This is a genomic window from Streptomyces sp. ICC1 (assembly GCF_003287935.1).
Lineage (GTDB): Bacteria > Actinomycetota > Actinomycetes > Streptomycetales > Streptomycetaceae > Streptomyces > Streptomyces tritrimontium.
In genome coordinates this window covers 5,980,722-6,003,603 of sequence record NZ_CP030287.1, presented here as the reverse complement: position 1 = coordinate 6,003,603, position 22,882 = coordinate 5,980,722, and the positions used below count along the sequence as shown (strand labels likewise).

Annotated in this window: 23 protein-coding genes, 1 tRNA gene and 1 pseudogene; 15 read left to right on the top strand and 10 right to left on the bottom strand. The window is 70.5% G+C overall.

What is annotated here, in order from left to right:
• Positions 1-100 precede the first annotated feature (100 nt).
• Entirely contained in the window at positions 101-2,260 is a 2,160-nt protein-coding gene (locus DRB96_RS28225; RefSeq protein WP_112451005.1) for a hypothetical protein, read from the top strand.
• Between the two features lie 93 nt (positions 2,261-2,353).
• A tRNA-Lys gene (locus tag DRB96_RS28220) sits at positions 2,354-2,426 on the top strand.
• 485 nt (positions 2,427-2,911) lie between these two features.
• On the opposite strand, the gene DRB96_RS28210 is transcribed toward DRB96_RS28220, so the two are convergent.
• Entirely contained in the window at positions 2,912-3,790 is an 879-nt protein-coding gene (locus DRB96_RS28210; RefSeq protein WP_112451004.1) for a helix-turn-helix transcriptional regulator, read from the bottom strand.
• A gap of 308 nt (positions 3,791-4,098) precedes the next feature.
• On the opposite strand from DRB96_RS28210, the gene DRB96_RS43245 reads away from it, so the two are divergent.
• On the top strand, positions 4,099-4,356 hold the full coding sequence (locus DRB96_RS43245) for a hypothetical protein (RefSeq protein WP_162688764.1): 258 nt from the start codon (positions 4,099-4,101) through the stop codon (positions 4,354-4,356).
• Between the two features lie 432 nt (positions 4,357-4,788).
• Here DRB96_RS43245 and DRB96_RS28200 read toward each other — a convergent pair whose 3' ends face one another.
• The gene (locus DRB96_RS28200) at positions 4,789-6,327 is read right to left on the bottom strand and encodes a site-specific integrase (RefSeq protein WP_112451002.1); all 1,539 of its coding nucleotides are present in this window, start codon (positions 6,325-6,327) and stop codon (positions 4,789-4,791) included.
• Positions 6,324-6,995, bottom strand: a complete 672-nt coding sequence (locus tag DRB96_RS28195) for a helix-turn-helix transcriptional regulator (protein ID WP_112451001.1) — start codon at positions 6,993-6,995, stop codon at positions 6,324-6,326. The genes DRB96_RS28200 and DRB96_RS28195 overlap by 4 nt, the downstream gene beginning before the upstream one ends.
• A gap of 129 nt (positions 6,996-7,124) precedes the next feature.
• Here DRB96_RS28195 and DRB96_RS28190 point away from each other — a divergent pair, with 129 nt between their 5' ends.
• From DRB96_RS28190 to DRB96_RS28155, 7 genes and pseudogenes are all read left to right on the top strand, one after another.
• Entirely contained in the window at positions 7,125-7,319 is a 195-nt protein-coding gene (locus tag DRB96_RS28190; protein ID WP_112453767.1) for a hypothetical protein, read from the top strand.
• Positions 7,320-7,885: 566 nt separating this feature from the next.
• Positions 7,886-8,359 (top strand): annotated as a pseudogene (locus tag DRB96_RS28180) (2-oxoglutarate ferredoxin oxidoreductase subunit alpha); the annotation flags it as partial.
• Positions 8,352-9,410, top strand: a complete 1,059-nt coding sequence (locus tag DRB96_RS28175; protein WP_112450999.1) for a 2-oxoacid:ferredoxin oxidoreductase subunit beta — start codon at positions 8,352-8,354, stop codon at positions 9,408-9,410. The pseudogene DRB96_RS28180 and the gene DRB96_RS28175, both read left to right, overlap by 8 nt.
• Before the next feature lie 180 nt (positions 9,411-9,590).
• Complete coding sequence (locus tag DRB96_RS28170; RefSeq protein ID WP_112450998.1) at positions 9,591-10,457, top strand: SDR family oxidoreductase; 867 nt, start codon at positions 9,591-9,593, stop codon at positions 10,455-10,457.
• Between the two features lie 150 nt (positions 10,458-10,607).
• The gene (rarD, locus tag DRB96_RS28165) at positions 10,608-11,633 is read left to right on the top strand and encodes an EamA family transporter RarD (protein ID WP_112450997.1); all 1,026 of its coding nucleotides are present in this window, start codon (positions 10,608-10,610) and stop codon (positions 11,631-11,633) included.
• A 323-nt stretch (positions 11,634-11,956) separates the two neighbouring features.
• A complete protein-coding gene (locus tag DRB96_RS28160; protein ID WP_112450996.1) occupies positions 11,957-13,273 on the top strand; it encodes a M28 family metallopeptidase in 1,317 nt (438 codons plus the stop codon).
• 56 nt (positions 13,274-13,329) lie between these two features.
• A complete protein-coding gene (locus tag DRB96_RS28155) occupies positions 13,330-13,530 on the top strand; it encodes a hypothetical protein (RefSeq protein WP_112450995.1) in 201 nt (66 codons plus the stop codon).
• Here DRB96_RS28155 and DRB96_RS28150 read toward each other — a convergent pair.
• From DRB96_RS28150 to DRB96_RS28135, 4 genes are all read right to left on the bottom strand, one after another.
• Positions 13,504-13,920, bottom strand: a complete 417-nt coding sequence (locus DRB96_RS28150; RefSeq protein ID WP_239516342.1) for a hypothetical protein — start codon at positions 13,918-13,920, stop codon at positions 13,504-13,506. The genes DRB96_RS28155 and DRB96_RS28150 overlap by 27 nt on opposite strands.
• Positions 13,917-14,120, bottom strand: a complete 204-nt coding sequence (locus tag DRB96_RS28145; RefSeq protein ID WP_239516343.1) for a ribbon-helix-helix domain-containing protein — start codon at positions 14,118-14,120, stop codon at positions 13,917-13,919. Before DRB96_RS28145 ends, DRB96_RS28150 begins: the two co-directional genes overlap by 4 nt.
• Before the next feature lie 110 nt (positions 14,121-14,230).
• The gene (locus DRB96_RS28140; RefSeq protein WP_112450993.1) at positions 14,231-15,460 is read right to left on the bottom strand and encodes a DUF2092 domain-containing protein; all 1,230 of its coding nucleotides are present in this window, start codon (positions 15,458-15,460) and stop codon (positions 14,231-14,233) included.
• A gap of 264 nt (positions 15,461-15,724) precedes the next feature.
• On the bottom strand, positions 15,725-16,735 hold the full coding sequence (locus tag DRB96_RS28135; RefSeq protein ID WP_112450992.1) for a polyprenyl synthetase family protein: 1,011 nt from the start codon (positions 16,733-16,735) through the stop codon (positions 15,725-15,727).
• Between the two features lie 211 nt (positions 16,736-16,946).
• On the opposite strand from DRB96_RS28135, the gene DRB96_RS28130 reads away from it, so the two are divergent.
• Together DRB96_RS28130 and DRB96_RS28125 are read left to right on the top strand one after the other, a co-directional pair.
• Positions 16,947-18,455, top strand: a complete 1,509-nt coding sequence (locus DRB96_RS28130) for a peptide MFS transporter (RefSeq protein WP_112453763.1) — start codon at positions 16,947-16,949, stop codon at positions 18,453-18,455.
• A 44-nt stretch (positions 18,456-18,499) separates the two neighbouring features.
• Positions 18,500-20,506: a CocE/NonD family hydrolase gene (locus DRB96_RS28125; RefSeq protein WP_112450991.1), complete on the top strand. Its 2,007-nt coding sequence runs from the start codon at positions 18,500-18,502 to the stop codon at positions 20,504-20,506.
• 42 nt (positions 20,507-20,548) lie between these two features.
• Here DRB96_RS28125 and DRB96_RS28120 read toward each other — a convergent pair whose 3' ends face one another.
• From DRB96_RS28120 to DRB96_RS28110, 3 genes are read right to left on the bottom strand one after another with little or no spacing between them, the layout of a single operon-like run.
• Positions 20,549-20,743 carry a DUF397 domain-containing protein gene (locus DRB96_RS28120; protein WP_112450990.1) on the bottom strand — a complete coding sequence of 65 codons (195 nt, stop codon included), beginning with the start codon at positions 20,741-20,743 and terminating at the stop codon, positions 20,549-20,551.
• 18 nt (positions 20,744-20,761) lie between these two features.
• Positions 20,762-20,956 carry a DUF397 domain-containing protein gene (locus DRB96_RS28115; RefSeq protein ID WP_112450989.1) on the bottom strand — a complete coding sequence of 65 codons (195 nt, stop codon included), beginning with the start codon at positions 20,954-20,956 and terminating at the stop codon, positions 20,762-20,764.
• On the bottom strand, positions 20,953-21,789 hold the full coding sequence (locus DRB96_RS28110) for a helix-turn-helix transcriptional regulator (RefSeq protein WP_112450988.1): 837 nt from the start codon (positions 21,787-21,789) through the stop codon (positions 20,953-20,955). The genes DRB96_RS28115 and DRB96_RS28110 overlap by 4 nt, the downstream gene beginning before the upstream one ends.
• A 106-nt stretch (positions 21,790-21,895) precedes the next feature.
• Between DRB96_RS28110 and DRB96_RS28105 the strand changes: the two genes are divergently transcribed.
• Genes DRB96_RS28105 through DRB96_RS28095 form a run of 3 tightly spaced genes read left to right on the top strand, consistent with a single transcriptional unit; the run spans position 21,896 to position 22,703 of the window.
• Positions 21,896-22,135 carry a hypothetical protein gene (locus tag DRB96_RS28105; protein ID WP_112450987.1) on the top strand — a complete coding sequence of 80 codons (240 nt, stop codon included), beginning with the start codon at positions 21,896-21,898 and terminating at the stop codon, positions 22,133-22,135.
• Complete coding sequence (locus DRB96_RS28100; RefSeq protein ID WP_112450986.1) at positions 22,132-22,377, top strand: hypothetical protein; 246 nt, start codon at positions 22,132-22,134, stop codon at positions 22,375-22,377. The genes DRB96_RS28105 and DRB96_RS28100 overlap by 4 nt, the downstream gene beginning before the upstream one ends.
• Positions 22,374-22,703 (top strand): hypothetical protein, encoded by a 330-nt coding sequence (locus DRB96_RS28095; protein ID WP_112450985.1) that lies wholly within the window; start codon positions 22,374-22,376, stop codon positions 22,701-22,703. Before DRB96_RS28100 ends, DRB96_RS28095 begins: the two co-directional genes overlap by 4 nt.
• The last annotated feature ends 179 nt before the right edge of the window (positions 22,704-22,882 follow it).

Sequence of the window (22,882 nt, the reverse complement as noted above, 5' to 3'; positions counted from 1 at the left end):
GGCGCCGTACCGGCGACGGCGACAGGCAAGGCGGTACCGCCGGGGGGCGAGGCGACGCTGGTGGCGCCGAAGGGCAAGGAGCCGGTGCAGCGGTTGCTCTATGCGGCCGGCACCGGACTGCTCATGGAAGAACCGGGGCGATGGCGGCGGCCTCGTCTGGAAGAGCCTCCAGGACGGCCGGGAGGACACGTGGCGGGACTGCGACGTACCGGGATCCTGGACGATCCTGTTCGGTGACACGCAGGCGTGCGAGTACCGCAAACCCCTCGGCACCCAGACCGCCGGTCCGGTCAGGATCCACGACTACGCGACGGGCAAGTCCGAGACGCTGACGCCCGCGGCCGGCCGGATGTGGGTGGGCACCGTCTCGCCCACCCAGGTGCTCGCGACCGAGCCGCGCGCGGACGGACAGCTGAGCCTGCACTTGATCGGGCGGGAGAACGAACCGCGCAAGGACATCGTCGTGAAGACGACGGAGGTGGTGCGCGCCTGGTCGGAGGGGACGGTGCGGCCCCAGGCCGCCGACGACAAGGGCGCGGTGATCACCTACGTGGACGGGGCGGGCCGGGTCCGGATCGGGCTGGTCGACTACGCCACGGCGACGATGCGCCCGATCCCGCTCCCCAAGGGGAGCGAGAACTCGTACTACCGCGCCACGCTCGGCCCGGACCGGATCCTCTTGTCGCCGCACAACGCCGGCCGGTCCCTGCTGTCCAGGTCCGACCTCAGCGTGCTCCCCCTCGGTTCCATCGAAGGGACGAAGGACGGGCACCTGTTGGGCGACTGGCTGATCACGGGGGGCCGGGCCGTTCCGGGCGACGGCGGAGCCGTGCGGACCGTGCTGCCCTCGGTCGGGTCCCAGAGCGTCGCCGGTTCCGACGGCAACGTGTACGTCGAGGGCGGTTCCGATGCCGCCCACTGGGGCATCCACCGCATCGCACTCGATGCCCAGGACATTCCCCGGGCCACGAAGGTGCTGGACATACCGCAGAAGCCGGCCGTCAGCCGGCGGGACCTCGCCTTCGCCCAGGGGGTACTCAGCTTCGGCCAGAGCAACGGCGACGGTACGGCTCTCCTGGGCTTCAAGGCTTCCGTCTCGGGGCCCCCGTCCGTGCCCCAGACCCCCGACTGGAGCTGCGACGGCGGCGCATGGGCCGAGCCGCCCTGCACGGGCGACATCGACATCACCGGCCAGGGCGGTTCGCCCACCGGCGACGGGCGGATCGTGGCCTTCGATCCCCCTCGCAAGGGATCGGGCGCACTGTTCGTCAAGGACGCCCGCCCAGGCGGTGCCACGCGCAAGGTGGTTCTCCAGGGCGGCGAGGGGCTGTTCGAGCAGCACATCATCACTGCCTCGGGCCGCTACGTCCTGTTCACGGCCCTGGGGGACCCCTCCGGGCGTCTGCAGTACGTGGCCGACATCGACACGGGCAAGATGCTGTCCGGCCTGGAGCACACCGGTGTCGCTGCCCTGTGGGGCAGCGTGCTGTGGCAGCCCGAGGGCGACAAGGGCGTCGTGGCCGGGAGGGACCTGAGGACCGGGAAGGTGACCCGGCGCGTGGACCTGGGCGCGGGCTGCCGCCCGCGTGTACTCCAGGTCACCGCGGAGTGGTTCTACTCGTCCTGCGCGGAAACGGGTGTTGCGGCCGCCGGGTACCACGTGCCGACCCGGAAGCGGGTCCTGCTGCCCGATGCGGCCCCCTTCAGCGGGGTCCGGCTCGGTGACGGGTACGTCGTGCGGGACAAGGGCGAGGTCTACAACCTGCGTTCCGGCAAGGCGGTACGGGAGTTCGCCCCCGGACGGGACCTCTTCGAGAACGAGTTCGCCCTCGATCCCTTCGGCGGCAAGTTCGCCTACCTCGACCCGGACCAGGCCGTCCACATCGTGGGGATCACGGGCAAGGCCTCCCCGCTGGCGGTCATCGACCAGGACGTCGCGGCGTCCGGGCCCTGGCTGTCCGGGTACACCAAGCGCTGGGAGCCGCGGTTCTGGCTGTCGAAGCCGGCCGCCTCCTGGGCGATGACGCTGACCGACAACGCCACGGGCAAGGTCGTGCGCACCATCAACGGCGGTGAGGTGCGCGGGCTGCTGCGGCCCAGGACGGACGGCAAGGACTCCTCCGGCATCACCCTGCCCAAGGGCGGGTACACCTGGACGCTGAAGGCCCGGCCCGCGGACGGGCAGGGGGCCGAACTGGCGCTCTCCGGCCCGCTCACGGTGACCGCCTCGGGCGCCGTGGTCGTACGCCCCGGTGGCTGAGCGGGGAGCACCGCCGACATCCCCGGGCCGGACCGCCGATATGCGATCGGTGGTCCGGCCCTCTCGGGCTATGCTCTGGGGGGAGCAAGCCGAGGGCCATTAGCTCAATTGGCAGAGCAGCGGACTTTTAATCCGTTGGTTGTCGGTTCGAGTCCGACATGGCCTACTGCTCACAGGCGGGGGACACGTCCTCTGACCTGCTACTGAGCGCCTCACCCGGTTCCGGCCGGGTGGGGCGCTCAGTCGTTTCCGGGCCTGTGCGTGAGCGATGCGTGAGCGGACGGCCCGGGACGGGGCGTCATTCAGCGCTACGACGTGGGCTTGCTGGGGTGTCGAACGACAGACGGATGTCGGTGGTCTTCGCCGCGATGGTGGAGGTCGAGCGGGAGTTCATCCACGAGCGGACTCTGATCGGCCTGGACACCGCCGCGGCCAACGGCAACCACGGCGGCTGGCCGGCCGCCCGCCATCGACGGCGACATGCTCGCCGTCGCCCTCCGCCGCCGCGACGCCAAGGAGTCCGTCACCGCCATCGTCAAGCACCTCGGCGTCGGCCGCTCCACCCTCTACGCACCCTCGCCGCCTACGCCGAAGCCATCGCCACCGGCCGCGAGCCCAATAGAACGCAGTGGTTTGCGGCCGGTGCGGTGATCACGACCGGCCGCACAGCGATCCGGCGGCCAGCAGCTCCTTGGCAGCGCGGGCAATGAACTGGCGGGTGCACTCCGGGCTCAGGGCCTGCGCCTGAAGGTGGTCGTACATGGTGCTGAACTGCCGTACGTCGGATGGTTTCTCCAGGTAGAGGTCGCTGGTGAAACGCTCCAGATACACCGTCCCCGTGGCGGCGTCGGGGAAGTCGAGGATGGAGAACTGTCCCGAGATGCCCGGATGGGCTCCCGCCTCGTGCGGGAGGACCTGCACGGTGATGTGCGGCTGTGCGCCGATGTGGTTCAGGAACTCAAGCTGTTCCCGCATGATCCTGGGGCTGCCGACCACGCGGCGCAGAGCGGATTCGTCCAGCACGGCCCATAAGCGCACAGACCTGGCCGGGTGGTGGGCCCGGGACTGACGACGCAGCCGGACCTCACTGCGCACGGCGATCTGTTCAGGGGTGGCCAGAGGGATCGTTTCCGCGACGACCGCAGCCGCGTAGGCAGGAGTTTGCAGCAGGCCCGGGATCACCAGGGGCTCGTAGGAGCGGATGGAAGCGGCTGCCGACTCCAAGCCGATGTAGACGGCGTACGGGACCTCCCCGCAGGCGACCCACCAGCCCTGCCGGTCCGCTTCCGTGGCCATCTGCATCAACGAGTCGACGACGTGCGGGTCGGTGACTTGGTAGAGGGCGCACAGGTCCCGTACATCACGAGGCTTGATGGCGCGGCGGCCGTTCTCCAGGTGGCTGATCTTGGGCTGGGAAATCAACAGGTGTTCGGCCACCTGCGTACTGGTCAGGCCACTGGCCAGACGCAGCCGGCGCAGCTCCGCGCCCAGCCGACGCCGTCGGACGGTCGGGTTCCCGTTCACCGCCACCTCGGTCTACCTCCGGTCGGGACTGTGTACCAGTCACAGGAAATGGCCACGGCCGGGCCCCGCTGGCGAGTGTCATCGCGCGCGAACGCAGCCGCGTGCACAACCCGAGCTGGGTTCACCCAGATGCCGGGATCTTCCACCTATCTGCCGGAAAAGACCGCTTACTTGTCTAAAGCCCCGTGCGCGGAGAGGTCGACTCAGGCCGGTCACCCGAGGCAAACCTCACGCCGTTACGGCGAAGCCGCCGTGACCACCGCGGACATCATGCGCCCGGTAACCTCCGCCGACCGGGCAGCGTTGGAGGACGAGTGACGGCAACGCCGGGTACCGGAGCGAGCGCCGGGCCGTCACACGCGGCGGGGTCGTCCGGTCATGGTGGGGCCCCGGCCGACCCCACAGCGATCGACCTCCACGTCCGCCAACTCATCGACCAAATCGTCGAGGCCGTACGCGACGGCGACCATCCGCTGATCCGGGACCTGCTCGCCAAACTCGCGGCGGTAGCCAACACCAACGCCCTTCTGAACCTGCGCCAGCAGCTGTACGAAAACGTGCCCTCCCGCTGAGCCTCTCCGCTGACAATCTCGCGTCGGCCGACATGGGGACTGACGGTGTCCCCAGTGCTTGTTCGATGGCCACTACGGTATCCGCGGGGCGGCGGTCGATCCGTGTCGAGAGTCCCGTCCGCTTCAGGCCGTGCTGGAGCGGATCGCGCATGTGCTTCTCGCAGACGACGAAGTTCGCGTACCCGGCCGAACAGGACCGATAGACCATGCATCCCCTTTGTGGCGCCTAACCCCAACAGGTGCGGCGCCACAGGCACACCACGCTGAGCCTCGCCCAGCCCCAGCCGGTACCACCACTCCGGCCGGCATAGTTCGGATGCAACGCCGCCTTGACCGGGTGAAGGCCGTGCACGCTGCAGCGCGGTCCGGCGTGATCAGCGTGATGGACGGGTTGCTCTCGATTTCCACGAGAGCAATGCTGCGCGGTTTTCCTCAGGGTGTGGCCTGGCTTGTTTCCGAGGCCTTCTCCGAGCGGGTGCGAGGTACCAGCCGGGCCGCCGCTTCGGCGGCTGCCTGGTCGACTTCCGGGAGCAGGCTCGTGTACGTGTCCGAGGTCAGCGTGATCGTGGAGTGCCGGAGCGTCTCCTTGATCGTGTGGAGGTCGCCGCCACCGCCGTGGGTGAGGGTGGCCGCGACGTGGCGTAGATCACGAAGGGTGATCGGCGGCAGGTCCGTGCGGGCCAGGATCTGCCGGAAGGTCTCCGAGGCGGTCTCGGGGTGGAGCCAGGAGCCGTCCTCCTGGGTGAAGACCTTGCCTGTGTCCTGCCAGGCCGGGCCCCACTTCTCCCGCTCCGCGAGCTGGCGTACCCGGTGCTCACGCAGGGCGGTCACGTTCAGGCTGTCCAGCGCGATGGTGCTGGCGCTGCCGTCCGTCTTCGGCGCGGACTCGTACGGGTCCCAGCCGTCCACCACGATCTCCTTGGCCGGCGTGATCTGCCCGCCCTCCAGGTCGACGTCGGACCACTCCTGGCCGACGCACTCGCCGCGCCGCAGACCGCGTGTGCCGGAGAGGTGGAAGAAGGCGTACAGCCGGTCGCCCTCGGCCTCGTCGAGGAAGGCGCCGAACTGGGCCGGGGTCCAGACCATGACGGGGGAGGGCTTCTCGCCGGTGAGGCGCCACCGGGCCACGCGGGCGTCCGTCCACAGCAGGGGCTTCGGGCGCTTGCCGGACTCCAGCTCCACGTGGGACGCCGGGTTGAAGATGATGAGCTGTTGGCGTATCGCCCCGTTCAGCGCCGCCCGCAGGGTGCGGCGGATGCTCTGCCGGGTCGCGGGCCCGGTGGGCTTCCGGAAGGGCTCCATCGCGGCGAGCTTGGCCCGCTCGGCGGCCAGGAGCGCCCGCTCGGCCGCGACCGGCCTGCCGGCCTTGCTCGGCTTGCAGCGGGCGATCTGCTCACGCCGGGCCAGGTTGTGGGCCTCGATCGCCTCGTTGGCATCGGCAAGGGCGTCGAACATCTCGACCAAGTGGGCGACGTTCAGCCGGTCGAGGCGGAGGTGCCCGATGCGGGGCCGGAGGTGGACGCGGATGTGGGAGGCGTAGCCGTTCGTCGTGGTCTTGCGCGTCTTCTTCGACGCGAGCCAGCGGTCCAGCCATTCGCCGACGGTGATCGACCCGAGGAGAGAGGTTCCGGCCCGCAGCCGGCGTCGGGTCTCCTCGACGTCAGGGAGCGGCGCCTTCTCATCGGCCACTTGCTCCAGGAGCGCCGCGACGCTGGCGACGCTCTCGGGGTCGTCCGCCGCCGGTATGCCCAGGAGAGCACGTACGAAGTCCAGATCGGCCTGCGCCGCCTTCAGGCTCTCGTACCCGGCGCGGTTGAAGGAGCGGCGGGTGCCGTCCTCGCGGGGCGGGAGTTCCTGGCGTACGGAGTAGGAGCCGTGCTTGCGGCTGGAGAGCTTGGGGCACGTCTTGCCGAGCGGCTTGCCGGTCTTCGGGTCGCGGCAGTAGCAGCGGCGGTGGGTGGAGCCCTTCAAATGGCGTCCTCTTCGTCGGTGTCGGGTGGGTCGATGTCGGCGAGTGCTGGTGGCAGTTCTGGCGGGGTGGCGGCTTCGTCGCGGATCTGTCCGCGGACCATCTGGAGTTGCCAGGTGGCCTCTTTGACCTGTGCGTTGTAGCTGTCCCTCTTGCGTTCGGCTTCCTCGCGCTGGGCGGGGTTGGCCGCCGTCTCAGCGGCGAAACCGGCCCGTTCCGCTTCGCGCAGGGCGGCCTCGATGGTGCGGACCAGGCTGGCGTGGCGGTTGAAGTCGGGGATCAGCCCGGCATCGGAGTAGTAGCCCGGTTCCTCACCGGTGAACATCCGCATGGCGTCCCAGGTCGAGATGGGGTGGCTGAAGGGAAGTTCCTGGGTCTCCTCGACGTAGCCGATGGGGAAGATCAGGCAGATCGGGGACGTATACAGGGCGGCGGCCAGGATCATGACGTCGACCAGGGGCAGGTTGGCCCGGCGGCCTGATTCCAGGTTGGCGATCACGTTGCGCGGGATGGGGTGGCCGAGCTCCTCGCATCGCTCTGCCAGCCGCTGCGCGCTCCATCCCATCTCCTTCCTCCGCCGGCGGACTTCGCCGGCGACGTTGTTCTTGATCCGGTCGACCCATTCCGGGAAGTCGTCCTCGTCTTCATCATCCAAGCGATGTTGTGTCATGCAGACACAATAACTTTCTTACCGTGAAAGTCATACGCCTGGAGCCGGACGCGATGACGTGTTCGCCGTGGGCTGTGACGAGAGGAGCGCCTCGTGCGCGACGAAAGGATCGCAAGCCGGGTGAAGGGGATGGGCCGGGAGGAGCTGATGGCCCTTCCCGTGGCCGTTGACCTGGACACGGGCAACCGTGCTCTGGGTCTCGGGCGGAGCAAGGGGTACGAGCTGGCGAAGCGAGGTCAGTACCCGTGCAAGGTGCTGCGGATGGGCAACGCCTACCGAGTGGTGACCGCCGACCTGCTGGACCTGCTCGGTCTGGCCGCTTGAGGGGGCGGCACGTTAACAGACGATTCTGCGCGGAGCTGACACAGAAACGCTGGACTGTGCCCGGGGTCGGACGTACTGTTCGTCTTCCCCCGCCGCAGCTGACTGCCTGCGAGCGAGGGCGAAACGCCTGGCGGGCCAACGCCACAGGCGGCCCCCGTCACCTCCCCCACCCGCAAACCACCCGGCAACCCGGTGCCCGGCCGCTGCCGCATGCCCGCAACCACCCAACAAGGAGCTGCCACTTGGAACCCCCCACCCCCCACGCCGAGGCCGCCCCCACCCCCACGCCCGCCCCCCCCACCGAGGCCCGGCCCCAGAGCGCCCGGCCCGGCCCCCCGTCGGCGCCCAGGCCCGCCCCGGCCAGCCGGGCCGCGCCCGAAACGCCCGGCTCCTGCCCGTAGAGGTTGGGCTCCAGGGCGTAGCGGCGCGCCGCGCCCGCCAGCGCGTCGCCCAGCGCGGGCAGCAACGTCACGTCCGGGTTGCCGGAGGTGACGTCGCGCACCCCCGCCGGCACGGCCATCCGCATGCCGTCTCGTCGGCAGCGTCAGATGTATATAAGCAGCAACCCCGGCACCCCCGGCCTCGAACACCGCATCGGCGGCATCGAAAAACAGGACGGCACCGGCAACATCTCCTACGACCCCGCCAACCACGACTTCATGGTCCGCACCCGACAAGCCAAAATCGACGGCATCCACGTCCCCGACCTGGAAGTCGACGACCCGGACCAGGCGCGGACCCTGGTGATCGGCTGGGGCTCCACCTACGGCCCCATCACCGCCGCCGTACGCCGCCTGCGGATCGCGGGTGTCCCCATCGCCCAGGCCCACCTGCGCCACCTCAACCCCTTCCCCAGGAATCTGGGCGAGGTCCTGGGGCGTTACGACAAGGTAGTGGTGCCGGAGATGAACCTCGGGCAGCTCGCCACCCTCCTGAGGGCCAAATACCTGATCGACGCACAGTCGTACAACCAGGTCAACGGCATGCCCTTCAAGGCCGAGCAGCTCGCCACGCATCTCAAGGAGGCCATCAATGACTGAGGCACCCACCCTGCTCTCCCTCGTCCCCAAAGCCACCGCGAAACAGTCCATGAAAGACTTCAAATCCGACCAGGAAGTCCGCTGGTGCCCCGGCTGCGGCGACTACGCCGTCCTCGCCGCCGTCCAGGGCTTCATGCCCGAACTCGGCCTGGCCAAAGAGAACATCGTCTTCGTCTCCGGCATCGGCTGCTCCTCCCGCTTCCCGTACTACATGAACACCTACGGGATGCACTCCATCCACGGCCGCGCCCCCGCCATCGCCACCGGACTCGCCTCCTCCCGCCGCGACCTGTCCGTCTGGGTCGTCACCGGCGACGGCGACGCCCTGTCCATCGGCGGCAACCACCTCATCCACGCCCTGCGCCGCAACGTCAACCTCAAGATCCTCCTCTTCAACAACCGGATCTACGGGCTCACCAAAGGCCAGTACTCACCCACCTCCGAAGTCGGCAAGATCACCAAATCCACGCCGATGGGCTCCCTCGACGCCCCGTTCAACCCGGTCTCCCTGGCCATCGGCGCGGAGGCCTCCTTCGTGGCACGGACCGTCGACTCCGACCGCAAACACCTCACCGAAGTCCTGCGCGCCGCCGCCGACCACCAGGGCACAGCCCTCGTGGAGATCTACCAGAACTGCAACATCTTCAACGACGGCGCCTTCGAAGTCCTCAAAGACCACGAACAGGCCCAGGAAGCGGTGATCCGCCTCGAACAGGGGCAGCCGATCCGCTTCGGCACCGACCACACCAAAGGCGTCGTCCGCGACGTGACCACCGGGGACCTGGAAGTCGTCACCGTCACCCCGGACAACGAGCACCGGATCCTGGTCCACGACGCATCCACCGCCTCACCGACCAACGCCTTCGCACTCTCCCGGCTCGCCGACCCCGACACGCTGCACCGGACGCCCATCGGCGTCTTCCGCAACGTGCGCCGGCCCGTCTACGACACCCTCATGGCCGAACAACTCGAAACAGCCGTAGAACGCAACGGCAAGGGCGATCTGGGTGCGCTGCTGAGCGGCAACGACACCTGGACCGTCGTCGGCTGAGTCCGCCGAGCCGTCGGGACGTGTACGACCGAAGCCCGGACCTCCTCGTGGAGGCCCGGGCTTCCGCATCTCCGAGCGTGTGCCACCACCGCCCCCACCAGCTTACTTTCCAAAAGTTAGCGCTTCCCGTACGGTAGTGACAGGCCCCGCCCCCGAGGCCGCCGCACGAAGGAGACCCCCATGAGCATCGTCGTCACCGGAGCCACCGGAGCCCTCGGCCGCCTCGTCGTCGAGGAGCTGCTGACCCGCGTCCCCGCCGACCGGATCGCGGCCGTCGTGCGCGACGCCGCCAAGGCCGCGGACCTCGCCGAGCGCGGCGTCGAGCTGCGGGTCGCCGACTACGACGACCCCGCGAGCCTGGCCCGCGCCTTCCGGGCCGGCGACCGGGTGCTGCTGGTCTCCGGCAACGAGATCGGCCGCCGGATCGCCCAGCACACCGCCGTCCTGAAGGCCGCGCGCGCCGCCGGGGTCGCCCAGCTCGCCTACACCGGGATCCTCGGCGGACCCGAGGCCGACTTCGAATTGGCGGCGGAGCACCGCGCCACCGAGCAGGCCATCCTCGACTCCGGGATCCCGTACACCTTCCTGCGCAACGGCTGGTACCACGAGAACTACACCCGCGACCTGACCTCCCACCTGGAGCGGGGCGCGCTGGTGGGCAGCGCGGGCGAGGGCCGTGTCGCTTCCGCGGCCCGCGCGGACTACGCGGCCGCCGCGGCCGTGGTGCTGACCGGCGAGGGCCACCTGAACCGGGCCTACGAGCTCTCCGGGGACGCCTCCTGGAGCCTCGCGGAGTACGCCGCGGAGCTGTCGGCCCAGTCGGGCCGCGAGGTCGCGTACACCGAGCTCACGCCCGAGGCGCACCGGGCCGTCCTGACCGCCGCCGGGCTCCCGGAGGGCTTCGCGGCGGTGTTCGCGGACGTGGACGCGGCGATCCGGCGCGGCCGGCTGGGCTCCACGGACGGCGACCTGGCCCGGCTCATCGGGCGCCCGACGACTCCGGTGTCCGGGGCGATCGCCGACGCGCTCGCCGCCGCGCGCCGGTAGACCCCTCCGGCGGCCCGGTGGCCCGGCGCCGGCGCCGGGCCGGCGGCGACCGGTACCGCAAGTGTCATGAGCATCTCCCACTGACGCTGATGACATCCGGCGCGTACGGCGCTACCGTCTTGAGGTTGGCTGAATCTCACTGGAGGCCCCGTGAAGGCGGAGAACGAGCAGCGCACGGGTCTGCTCTACGGATTCGGCGCCTACGGGATGTGGGGCGTCGTACCCCTCTTCTGGCCACTCCTGCAGCCGGCCGGCGCGATCGAGATCCTCGCCCACCGCATGGTGTGGTCCCTGGGCGCGGTCGGCCTGGCCCTGCTCGTCCTGCGCCGCTGGAGCTGGATGGGAGAGCTGCTGCGCCAGCCCCGCAAGCTGGCGCTCCTCGTGGCCGCCGCCGCCCTGATCACCGTGAACTGGGGCGTGTACATCTGGTCCGTCAACAACGGCGCGGTGGTCGAGGCCAGCCTCGGCTACTTCATCAACCCCCTGGTCACCATCGCGCTCGGCGTCATCCTCCTCGGCGAACGGCTGCGCCGCCGGCAGTGGGCGGCGGTCGGCATCGGCGTGGCCGCCGTGCTGGTGCTGGCCGTCGGCTACGGCCGGCCGCCGTGGATCTCGCTCGTGCTGGCCTTCTCGTTCGCCGCGTACGGGCTGATCAAGAAGAAGCTCAACATGGGCGGCCTGGAATCGCTGACCGCCGAGACCGTGCTGCTCTTCCTGCCCGCCCTCGGCTACCTGCTGTGGCTCAGCTGGCAGGGCCAGTCGACCTTCGCCTCCCAGGGATCGGGGCACTCCGCGCTGCTCGCCTCCACCGGGCTGGTCACCGCGATCCCGCTGGTCTGCTTCGGGGCGGCCGCGATCCGGGTACCGCTGTCCACCCTCGGACTGCTGCAGTACACGGCCCCCGTCTTCCAGTTCGGGCTCGGCGTCCTGTACTTCCACGAGGCCATGCCGCCCGCCCGCTGGGCCGGTTTCTCCCTGGTCTGGGTCGCCCTGTCGATCCTCACCTGGGACGCCCTGCGCTCCGCCCGCCGCAACCGCGCCCTGCGGCTCGGGGCCCTTCCGGTGGGCGGCCCGGCCGGCGCGAAGGCCACTGCCACCACCACTGCCACTGCCACCGCCACCACTGCCACCGCCGCTGTCACCGCCGAGGCCAAGGCCCCGGCGGGCGCCGCGTAGACCTGCCCCACAGGCGCCGCGCGGAGCGTCCCACAGGCGCTGCGCGGCCCGTCCCGCAGGCGCCGCGCGGGCCCGTCCCGTAGGCCCGCAGCCGCACCCGTCGATCCCCGCCCCGGAGTTCCGGAGCGGGGATCGTCCGGTTTCCGAACCAACCTGACCGGATTGTGTTCTTGACGGACAGTCATTCTCTCCTCGAACATCAGGCTCGCACTGACGCACGACGCACTGCCGTACCCACGCAGTAGCGCCGCCGCACAGGCACGCTCACCCGCGCCACCCGCACGTTCCGCACAATCCCCAGTACGGAATCCCGGAGCCCCCACATGAGCCTGTCCGTTTCCCGGCGTCTGGCCGCCGTGACCGCCATCGCGGTCGCGGGCCTGTTCGCCGCCACCGCTCCCGCCGCGCTCGCCTCGCCGGCCTCGGTCGCCGCGGCGCCGACGCCGCCCGACATCCCGGTCGCCAACGTCAAGGCGCACCTGACGCAGTTGCAGTCCATAGCCGCCGCCAACGGCGGCAACCGCGCACACGGCAAGACCGGCTACAAGGCCTCGATCGACTACGTGAAGGCCAAGCTGGACGCGGCCGGTTTCACGACCACCCTGCAGACCTTCACCTCCAGCGGTGCGACCGGCTACAACCTGATCGCCGACTGGCCGGGCGGCGACCCCAACTCGGTCCTGATGTCCGGTGCGCACCTGGACTCGGTGTCCTCCGGTGCGGGCATCAACGACAACGGCTCCGGCAGCGCGGCCGTCCTGGAGACCGCGCTGGCCGTCTCCCAGGCCGGCCTCACGCCCACGAAGCACCTGCGCTTCGGCTGGTGGGGCGCGGAGGAGCTGGGCCTGGTCGGGTCGAAGTACTACGTCAACAACCTGCCGACCGCGGAGCGCGCGAAGTTCGCCGGGTACCTGAACTTCGACATGATCGGCTCGCCGAACCCGGGCTACTTCGTCTACGACGACGACCCGACCATCGAGCAGACCTTCAAGAACTACTACGCGGGCCTCGGCGTCCCGACCGAGATCGAGACGGAGGGCGACGGCCGCTCCGACCACGCGTCCTTCAAGAACGTCGGCATCCCCGTCGGCGGCCTGTTCACCGGCGCCAGCAACAGCAAGACGGCGGCCCAGGCCCAGAAGTGGGGCGGCACCTCGGGTCAGGCCTTCGACCGCTGCTACCACTCGTCCTGCGACAACACGTCGAACATCAACGACACCGCCCTGGACCGCAACGCGGACGCCATCGCCTACGCGATCTGGAACCTCGGGTTCGCCGTCCCGGTCCCGCCGGGCCCGTCCTTCGAGAACACGGCGGACGTGAGCATCCCGGACTCCCCCGCCGCCGCGGTGACCTCGTCGATCACGGCCTCGGGCGTCACGGGCAATGCCCCGGCCACCACCAAGGTCGATGTGAACATCGTCCACACCTACCGCGGTGACCTGGTGGTCGACCTGGTCGCCCCCGACGGCACCGTCTACAACCTGCACAACCGCACCGGCGGCAGCGCCGACAACCTCGTGCAGTCCTACACCGTCAACGCCTCCTCCGAGGTGGCGAACGGGGTCTGGAAGCTCCGGGCCAAGGACGGGGCGGCGCAGGACGTCGGCTACATCAACAGCTGGAAGATCACCTTCTAGGAAGGTCATCTCCAGGGAGGATCCGCCCCTCCGGCGTCCGATGGTCTGATCGGAGGATGCCGGAGCTCCTCATCGCCCTGCTGGGCCTGCTCGGCCAAGCCGCCGCCGTCAACCCCGCACTCCTCGTGCGCAGACGGCGGCGGCGCCGGCGGCTCGCGGACCACGCGCAGGGCAGGGCCGTCCTCGTCCCCGCCGATCTGCGGCTCCACCCGGACGAGGCCCCGATGGTGCTACGCGTCCTGCGCGCCGCCCCGTAGCGAGGCCGGCAGGGGGTCCTGGATCCGGGCCCGCAGCTCCTCCGCGACCGCCTCGACATCGGCGCGCCCCAGCTTCGCGGCCTCCACCAGATCGCCGAGCTCCTCCGGCGAGGGCAGCTGCTTGGCCCCGGCGACGCGCAGGTACGAGCGGGTCGCGGCGGCGGCGTAGAACTCGTTCATCGGGGATTCCAGCGCCGGGCACACCGCGAGGGTGTGCAAAAAAGCGGCGGCCCGCCACGCGGTATCCGGGGCGGGCTGCTCGGGCACCAGGACGAGGTCGTTCTGGTGCCGGGCCACGGCTGCGGCCACTCCGGACGGATCCCATACGGCGGGATCGGACGGGAGATGGTGGGCCAGAGCGGTCCAGGCCCACTCCATGGTGATCTTCAATGCCCGAACCGCTCCTGGAAGTAGCCCCAGTGGTCGGCGAACTCCTCGATCCCGGACAGGAAGTTCTTCCGGTCCTCGTCGAGTTCGCGTTCCGTGACTTCGGTGATCAGCGCGGTGACCGTTGTCCCCAGCGCCGCCGCGCGCGCCTTGAGGCGTTCGTGGAACTCTTCTTCCAGGCGGATGGTGACGTGTCTCGACATGCTTTTCACGGTACAGCGGGCTTGCTGTACGCAGGGGCGGAACGGCGGAAGGGTGGGCAGGGACACAGTGTCCCTGCCCACCCTTCCGTCGTGCGGCGGCCGGAGCGCGGTTACTTGTTCGCGTCGGCGGCCTTCACGAGCTCGTCCTTGGTGACCGCTCCGACGTAGACCTTGCCGTCGTCCGTGATCAGGGCGTTGACCACGCGGGTCTTGAAGATGCGGCCCTCGCCGAACTTCCCGGAGACCTTGTCGCCGAGGGTGTCGAGGAACTGCTTGGCCTCCTTGGGGGCCTTGCCGTCCTTCGCCGCGCCCTCGAGGTCCTTGAGGCCGTTGGCCTGGCCGGTGTCGATCCGCGCGATCGAGGTCCAGCCCTCGCCGAGCACCTTCATGCCGCCCTTGTCGGCGCCGACACCGGCGCCGCCGGTGAGGGCGTCCAGGCCCGGGATGGACCCGAGGGCGCCGCCCAGGCCCTTGTCTCCCTTGTCACCCTTGTCGCCCTTGCCGTGCTCCCCGCCGCCCTCGTTCACCTTGGCGTCCTTGGGCGGGGTGAAGGCGAAGGTGTCGGCGGCGGGCTTGGCGAAGTCCACCTTGGTGAAGCCGGCGTCCAGGATCGGCTTGCCGCCGTCGGTGGACAGCAGCTGGACCCGCAGCGGCACGCCGTTCTTGGCGTCCACCGCGATCTTCACCGAGGCGACCGTGGATCCGGACGCCTTCGGCTTCAGGACCAGCTGGTAGGCGTCGCGGCCGGCCACCTGGGCCGTGTCGCCGACGCTGACGTCCGTGGTCGGGCCGGCGGCCTCCAGGACCTCCTTGGCGATCTCCTGCGGGGTGGCGCCGAGCCGGTCGCCGGTCTTGCGCTCGGAGCTCTTGCCCGCCTCCGCCGGGGCCTTCTCGTGGAAGGCCTCCTTGGACTTGGAGTCGTATCCCCAGACGTCGTCGCCGTTGTGGACGAGGGTGTACTCGTCCTTGCCGTCGACGAAGGTGAGCTTCTGCCGGTCCGGGCCGTCCGCGGCCACCCGGAAGGTGTGGGTGCCGCTCGCCAGCTGCGCGACCTTGTCCTGCGGGTCGGCGGAGCCACCCGTGACGCCGCCACCGCCGAGCAGGCCGGAGGCCAGGGTCGGCAGGCCGAGGTCCGTGCTGATCTTGGCGCTGCCGGACAGCTGCTCGACGTCCGAAGCGGCGATCTTCTCGATGAGCTGCTGCGCCGTGATCTTCGGCAGGTCCGGGCCACCGGAGTTCGCGAAGGCCGGAACCATCGCGATCGTGCCGGCGACCACACCGAACACCGCGACCGGTACGGCGTACCGAGCGGCCTTGCGGGTCTTTGAGTTCGTTGCCATGTCTGTCTGCCCTACCTCTGTGTGTACGGCGGCGACCTACCCGTCTTGCGTGTACACGTCCACCCCGCGCCGCCACTCTCACCCGATCTGGTGGGGATGTGCCTCTATCTGACCAAACCCGAGGGGGTGAAGGCGTCAACCCCCGGAGCCAACTGTGCCTACGCCCCAGGGATGACAAAACGCGGGCCCGGCCTCCCCCACCCGTAGGGGATGCCGGGCCCGCGCCTCTGCCTTAGGTCCGGGTCCGCCGGTCCGCGCCGGGCGTCAGCCCGCGCGGTGGACCACCGCGTCGCACAGCTCCACCAGCGCCGACTTCGCGAAGCACTCCGGCAGCGGGGCCAGCGTGGCCCGCGCCTCCTCCGCGTAGCGGACGGTGTCCCGGCGGGCCTGCTCCAGGGCGGGGTGGGAGCGCAGCCGGGTCAGGGCCTCGGCGTGGCGGGCGTCGTCCGTCAGGTCGCCGTCCAGGAGCGCCACGAGGTCCAGGTCGTCCGGGTTCCCGTCGCGGGCGGCCATCTCGCGCAGCCTCAGCACCGGCAGCGTCGGGATGCCCTCGCGCAGGTCGGTGCCCGGGGTCTTGCCGGACTCGTGCGCGTCGGAGGCGATGTCGAGGACGTCGTCGGCGAGCTGGAACGCCAGGCCGAGGCGCTCCCCGTACTGGGTGAGGACGTCGACGACCATCTCGTCGGCGCCGGACATCAGCGCGCCGAAGCGGCAGGAGACGGCGACCAGCGAACTGGTCTTGCCGGCCATCACGTCCAGGTAGTGCGCGACCGGGTCGCGGCCGTCGCGCGGACCGGCCGTCTCCAGGATCTGGCCCGTCACCAGCCGCTCGAAGGCCTCGGCCTGGATCCGTACGGCCTCGGGCCCGAGGTCCGCCAGGATGTGCGAGGCGCGGGCGAACAGGAAGTCACCCGTCAGGACGGCCACGGAGTTGCCCCAGCGGGCGTTCGCGCTGTCCACGCCGCGGCGCACGTCCGCCTCGTCCATGACGTCGTCGTGGTAGAGCGTCGCCAGGTGGGTCAGCTCCACGACGACGGCGGAGGGCACGATTCCGGGCGCGTAGGGATCGCCGAATCGGGAGGCGAGCATCACCAGCAGCGGCCGGAACCGCTTGCCTCCGGCGCGCACGAGGTGCTGCGCGGCCTCGGTGATGAAGGGGACTTCGCTCTTGGTGGCTTCCAGCAGACCCGCCTCGACGGCGGCCAGTCCGGCCTGGACATCGGTCTCAAGAGCCTGGTCCCGCACGCTCAGTCCGAACGGCCCGACGACGGTCACGAGGGGTACTCCTGTCTGCTGACGATCACGTTGACGATCACATGGATTGTCGATGTGTCGCTGCCATCACTCAAGCCAGCGTATCGGGTCTGTTTTCGATCACCCAGGGCGGCTGCCCGGTCACTACCCGAGCAGTGCCCGATGCACACCGGTATGTTCTTGAGGAGCCGAAACAACCGGAGAATACGTTTTGTCCAGAACTGCGACCGATATAGACGAGCCCCCGGACCCGGAGGCTGACCCGGAGGCGGACCAGCCGCCGCCCGGCGACGACCACGCCTTCCTCGGGCACCCCAGGGGCCTGGCCACGCTCTCCGGACTGGAGGTCTGGGAGCGCTTCTCGTTCCTGGGCATGCAGGCCATCCTCGTCCTCTACTTCGCGGACACGGTGGCCCATGGCGGCCTGGGGATGAACCCGGGCACCGCGGCCTCCGTCTCGGCGGCCTACGGGACCATGGTCTACCTCGTCTCCGTCGCCGGCGGTTGGCTCGCCGACCGGATCCTCGGTTCGTACCGCGCCGTGCTGTGGGGCGGCATCCTCATCGCCTGCGGCCACTACGCCATGGCCGTGCCGACCGCCGCCATGACCTGGGTGGGCCTCGGCCTGATCAGCGCCGGCACCGGACTGCTCAAGCCGAACGTGGCCAGCATGGTCGGCAAGCTGTACAAGACGGACGACGAGCGGCGCGACGCCGGGTTCGCCCTCTACTACATGGGCATCAACATCGGCGCCTTCGCCGGCCCGCTGATCACCGCCTGGCTCGGTGAGCACAAGGGCTGGCACTGGGGCTTCTCGGCCGCCGCCATCGGCATGACCGCGGGACTCATCCAGTACGTCCTCGGCCGCCGCCACCTGGCCGGACGCAAGCACTCCGCCGAGTTCGCGCTCGCGCCCGACGCGATGCGCGCGGCAGTGACGAAGATCATCGCGGGGCTCGTGCTCTTCGCCGCGCTCGCCACCCTTCTGGCGGTACTCGGCTGGCTGACGATGGGCCGGTTCGTCGACCTGCTCACCCTGGTCTCGGTGATCGCGCCGATCGTCTACTTCGCGGTCATGTTCCGCAGCCCCCGGGTGACGGGCGAGGAGCGGGGGCGGCTGCGCCCGTACGTCGTGCTCTTCCTGGCCTCGGTCGCCTTCAACTTCATCCTCTTCCAGGCGTACTCGACGATGATGCTGCTCGCCTCGACGAACGCCCGCACCGAGATCCTCGGCTTCACCTTCCCGGCCGGCTGGTACGCCTCCGCCCTCGGCGCCTTCGAGGTGCTGCTGGCCCCCGTCGTCGCCGCGCTGTGGGTCCGGATGGGCCCCCGCCAGCCGCACGCCTCCAACAAGATCGCCATCGGCGTGGTCCTGGGCGGCCTGTCCTTCCTCCTGATGGTCATCCCGACCTCGGGGCACTCCGGGGACACCTACAAGATGGCCGCCTGGTGGATCATCGGCTCCTACCTGCTGCTCGGACTCGGTGACGTCCTGCTGGAGACCTCGGGCATGTCGGCCACCACGAAGCTCGCCCCGAAGGCCTTCGCCAGCCAGACCATGGCCCTGTGGTTCCTGTCCCTCGCCCTGGCCAACGGCATCCAGGCACAGGTGGTCAAGCTCTACGGCAAGGTCTCCAACCCCGCGTACTTCGGCGTCAACGGCGCCATCGCGATCGCGGTGGGGCTGGCCGTGATCGCGCTCGCCCCCTGGCTGAAGCGCACGATGCACCCCGTCCACTGACCGTCCGCTGCCCGCCCGCCGAGGTGATTGGTGGTCAAGAACCGATGATCGTCCGTACCGATTTCCCCTACGGAACCACCCGCGAGGACGTCCGCATCCCCCTCCGGGACGGCACCGAGCTGTACGCGCGCATCTGGCGCCCGGTCACGGACGAGCCCGTCCCGGCCCTGCTGGAGTACCTCCCGTACCGCCTCACCGACTGGACCGCCCCGCGCGACTGGCAGCGCCACCCCTGGTACGCGGGCCACGGCTACGCCTCCGTCCGGGTCGACGTGCGCGGCCACGGCTGCAGCGGCGGCGACCCGGGCGACGAGTACGACGCCCAGGAGCTGGCCGACGGTGTCGCGGTCGTCGAATGGCTGGCGGCCCAGCCCTGGTGCACGGGGTCCGTGGGCATGTTCGGGATCTCCTGGGGCGGCTTCAACAGCCTCCAGATCGCCGCCCTCGCCCCCGAACCCCTCAAGGCGATCGTCACGGTCTGCTCCACGGACGACCGCTTCGACAACGACGTCCACTACATGGGCGGTTCCCTCCTCGCCGTGGACATGCACGCGTGGGCGGCGACCATGCTCGCCTTCGCCTCCCGCCCGCCGGACCCCCTCTACGCGGGCGGCGGCTGGCGCGAGCAGTGGCTCTCGCGGCTCGGCGCGGTCGAACCCCTCGTCCACACCTGGCTCTCCCACCAGACCCGCGACGCGTACTGGCGCCACGGCAGCGTCTGCGAGGACTACGGCGCGATCGGCGCGGCCGTCCTGGCCGTCGGCGGCTGGCACGACCCGTACCGCGACACCGTCCTGCGGCTGGTCGCCGCACTCCCCGCCGACCGCGTCCGGGGCCTGATCGGCCCCTGGTCGCACCAGTACCCCGACCGGGGGCTGCCGCCGGGCCCCGCCATCGGCTTCCTCCAGGAGACCCTGCGCTGGTGGGACCACTGGCTCAAGGGCAAGGACACCGGCGTCATGTCCGAACCCCTCCTCCGCTCCTGGATCTCCGAATCGCACCCGCCGGCGACCACCTACGCGACCCTGCCGGGCCGCTGGGTCGGCGACCCGTCCTGGCCCTCCCCGAACGTCGACCCGGTCACCTACGCCTTCCAGGGCGCGCCGGTGGTCGTGGCCTCCCCGCAGCACACGGGCCTGGACGCGGGCCGCTTCTTCCCCTTCGGCAACGACGCGGACCTGCCGCCGGACCAGCGGGAGGAGGACGCGAAGTCGGCGTGCTTCGAGTTCCCCGTCGGGCAGGGCTCCGGCCCGGTGGAGATCCTGGGCCGCCCCGTGGTCAGACTCCGCCTGCGCATGGACGTCCCGTACGGCCAGGTCGTGGCCCGCCTCTGCGACGTGGCCCCGGACGGCTCCTCGACGCTGGTCACCCGCGGCGTCCTGAACCTGTCCTCCCGACAAGGCCGGGACAAGGCGGTGCCATGGCCGGTGGGCTCGTACGAGGACGTCGCCTTCGAACTGAACGGCATCGGCCACTCCTTCCCACCGGGCCACCGCATCCGCGTCGCCCTGTCCTCGGCCTACTGGCCGTGGATCTGGCCACGGGCCGGCTCGGAGGCGGGCTGGACCCTGGACCCGGCGGGCAGCGCGGTGGAACTCCCGGTCCGCGATGCCCCTGCCGCGGTGGAACCGATCCTCTTCGAGGCCCCGGAGCAGTCGGAGCCGCTGGGCGTCGTCTACCCGGCCACACTGGACGAGCCGCGGCCGGAGCGGCTGGTCGTACGGGACGTGGCGCGGGGCGTATGGCGCCTGGAGGTCGACCCGCGCTACGGCGGAACCCGGGTCTACCCGGACGGCCTGGAGTTCAGCGAGGACGCGCTGGAGGTCTACGAGATCCAGGAGGCGGACCCCTTGTCGGCCCGCACCCACTCGACATGGACGGTACGGCTGCACCGGCCGGAGCTGGGCTGGGACGTGTCGGTGGTGACCCGCTCCGAAATCACCTGCGACGAGGGCGGCTTCCTGACGTCGAACGAGGTGGTGTGCCGGGAGGGCGACGAGGTCCTCTTCCACCGCACGTGGGAACGCCGACTGCCGCGCGCGGCCGTGTAGCCGGCCCGGGCCCCGGGGCGCCGCCCGGGGCCCGGCGGCCGCTCAGACGGCCTTGACGCCGGCCACGAATGTGGCGAAAGCGGTTGCGGTGAAGCCGAGCACCGGGCTGTCGTCACGCTTGGAGTCCCGGACGGGCACGACGCCGCGCGAGGCGACGAGGTTGGTGGCGACCTCGACGCACTGGCCGCCGTTCTCGCTGTAGGAGGAGGTGAACCAGCGGGGGGATTCGCTCATCACTCCGTGCCCTTCTGTTGGTCAGACAGCCTTGACGCCAGCCACGAATGTGGCGAAAGCGGTTGCGGTGAAGCCGAGCACCGGGCTGTCGTCACGCTTGGAGTCCCGGACGGGCACGACGCCGCGCGAGGCGACGAGGTTGGTGGCGACCTCGACGCACTGGCCGCCGTTGTCGCTGTAGGAGGAGGTGAACCAGCGGGGGGATTCGGTCGTCACGAGGTGCCCTTTCGTAGCTGATCGATCATGGCCACGGATGCCGCCTGGGTGCATGCCTCGGCCTGGAGCTGATGGTAGGCCGTCAGCATGGGCACCACCGAGTTGTTCTCCCGCTCCAGATGGCCCCGTTGGGCGGATTCCGCGTAGGACATGATCGAGCGGTCCGGCAGCGTCAACACGGTGACGGGCAGGTTGAAGGGCCGCCGCTCCCCCATGTCGAACGGTGCGACCTGGAGCACGGTGTTCGGCAGCTCGGCGAATTCGAGCAGGCGCGTGAACTGCTCCCTCATGACGTCGGGCCCGCCGAGGGGCCTCCGGATGCAGCTCTCGTCGAGCACCGCGAGGACCAGCGGCGGAGGGGTACCCAGAAGCACGGCCTGCCGGTCCGCGACGATTGCGATGCGCTCGGCCGCCTGCTTCGGGGTGATGGCCCCTCGTTTGACCGCGCTCTCGGCGAGGACCGTCGCGTACTCCGGGGTCTGGAGCAGACCGGGTATGACGCCCACCTCGTAGAGCCGGATCTCCACGGCCCGGCTCTCGTACCCGAGGAACTCGGGGAAGCCCTCCAGCAGGACCCCGTGCCGGATCTCGCGCCACTGGCGTTCGAACGTGTCCTCGGTTCCCGCGAGGCCGAACACCGCATCCGCACTTCGCACGAAACGCAGAGTCGAAATCTTGCGCCCGGTTTCCACCGCCGAGATGTGCGTACTGGAGAAGCCCATCCGTTTCCCGAGGCCCAACTGCGTCCATCCTCGCTCCTCCCGCGAGCTGCGCAGACGTGCCCCGAACGCCGCTTCGGGACCCTTCTCGGGGTTCAACTCCTTGCGATTCACAGGCCCGTGACCAACTTTCCGTTCCGTACTGGCAAGTTGAACTGTCCCCACGACCGCGCCACGCTGAACCCACCCAGTAGTGACTCCGCTACGCAGAGGAACGGCCATGTGTGGAATTCCAATTCCCCCTCCCCCCACCCCCGGAACCCTCGTGGTGGACACCAGTCGCGACGACCGGGTCGGGGAGTTCCGGGGGCTCGCCGGGCCGTACTGGGCGCTGCGGCCCGTGCGTGGCGGGCCCGAGTGGGAGGCGGAGCCGCGCGACGTACGCCTCCCCGACCCCATGGAGCGGCTCCGCGCGGAGACCGCCCGGCGCAACGCCCGGAGCACGGAGGGTCTGCTGTGAGGGACGACCCGCTCGCCGAGCTGCGGCGCATCGAGTCGGACCCCGCCTACCGGGCCCGCTTCCGCGCACTGCTGGACGCGGCGCTGGTCCGGCGGGCCGCCGCGGACGCGGCCCGGCGGATGCGGGGGGTGCTGGAGGCCCGTACGGCGGACGATGCCGCGGCCGCCGTGACCGTGACCCTCGGGGCGGTCGTCTGGACCTGCTGCCTGGCGTTCGCCGCGGCCCGGGGCGGGATCACGTGAGCGGCGGCAGCGCCCCGGCGTGCGGAGCCTCGGGCGCGCTGTCCGCCGTACACCTGGACGCGCTCGCGCGGTTGCCGCGCGGGGTACTCCTGGAGGTGCTCGGGGCCGGCCCGGAACTGCGGTGCTCCCTGGGGCGGCACGCCGGGCCGCACATGGACGTGCTCCACGAGGGCCCGGACCCGGGGTGCGCGATGTGGGCCCGCTGGCCCGGGGACGCGGTCCTCTCCCTCCCCGACTGCCCGGTGGGCGGCGCCGGCGAGGGCTGCGGACAGTACCTCTCCCACCCCGGCGGCCACACCTGGCAGCTCACGGACCCCGCCCCCTGAGGCTCCCGCCGGTCAGGCCGCGGCGTCGCCGCGTACGTAAGCGCGAGGGCCGGAGGTCCGGTTGCCCTCGTCGGCGACCGTGAAGTCGAACGAGCACGTATCGGCCGGCCGAGAACCCTGACTGAGGGTGCCCCCGGGCGCTGCCCGGGCCCGGTCCTCAAGCGCCGGACGGGCTGAGG

Coding starts and splice junctions, on each gene's coding strand:
- DRB96_RS28225 (WP_112451005.1), top strand. CDS start 101: ATGCGGCCGGCACCGGACTGCTCATGGAAGAACCGGGGCGATGGCGGC.
- DRB96_RS28195 (WP_112451001.1), bottom strand. CDS start 6,995: ATGACACAACATCGCTTGGATGATGAAGACGAGGACGACTTCCCGGAA.
- DRB96_RS28190 (WP_112453767.1), top strand. CDS start 7,125: ATGGGCCGGGAGGAGCTGATGGCCCTTCCCGTGGCCGTTGACCTGGAC.
- DRB96_RS28175 (WP_112450999.1), top strand. CDS start 8,352: ATGACTGAGGCACCCACCCTGCTCTCCCTCGTCCCCAAAGCCACCGCG.
- DRB96_RS28170 (WP_112450998.1), top strand. CDS start 9,591: ATGAGCATCGTCGTCACCGGAGCCACCGGAGCCCTCGGCCGCCTCGTC.
- DRB96_RS28160 (WP_112450996.1), top strand. CDS start 11,957: ATGAGCCTGTCCGTTTCCCGGCGTCTGGCCGCCGTGACCGCCATCGCG.
- DRB96_RS28155 (WP_112450995.1), top strand. CDS start 13,330: ATGCCGGAGCTCCTCATCGCCCTGCTGGGCCTGCTCGGCCAAGCCGCC.
- DRB96_RS28145 (WP_239516343.1), bottom strand. CDS start 14,120: ATGTCGAGACACGTCACCATCCGCCTGGAAGAAGAGTTCCACGAACGC.
- DRB96_RS28140 (WP_112450993.1), bottom strand. CDS start 15,460: ATGGCAACGAACTCAAAGACCCGCAAGGCCGCTCGGTACGCCGTACCG.
- DRB96_RS28125 (WP_112450991.1), top strand. CDS start 18,500: ATGATCGTCCGTACCGATTTCCCCTACGGAACCACCCGCGAGGACGTC.
- DRB96_RS28105 (WP_112450987.1), top strand. CDS start 21,896: ATGTGTGGAATTCCAATTCCCCCTCCCCCCACCCCCGGAACCCTCGTG.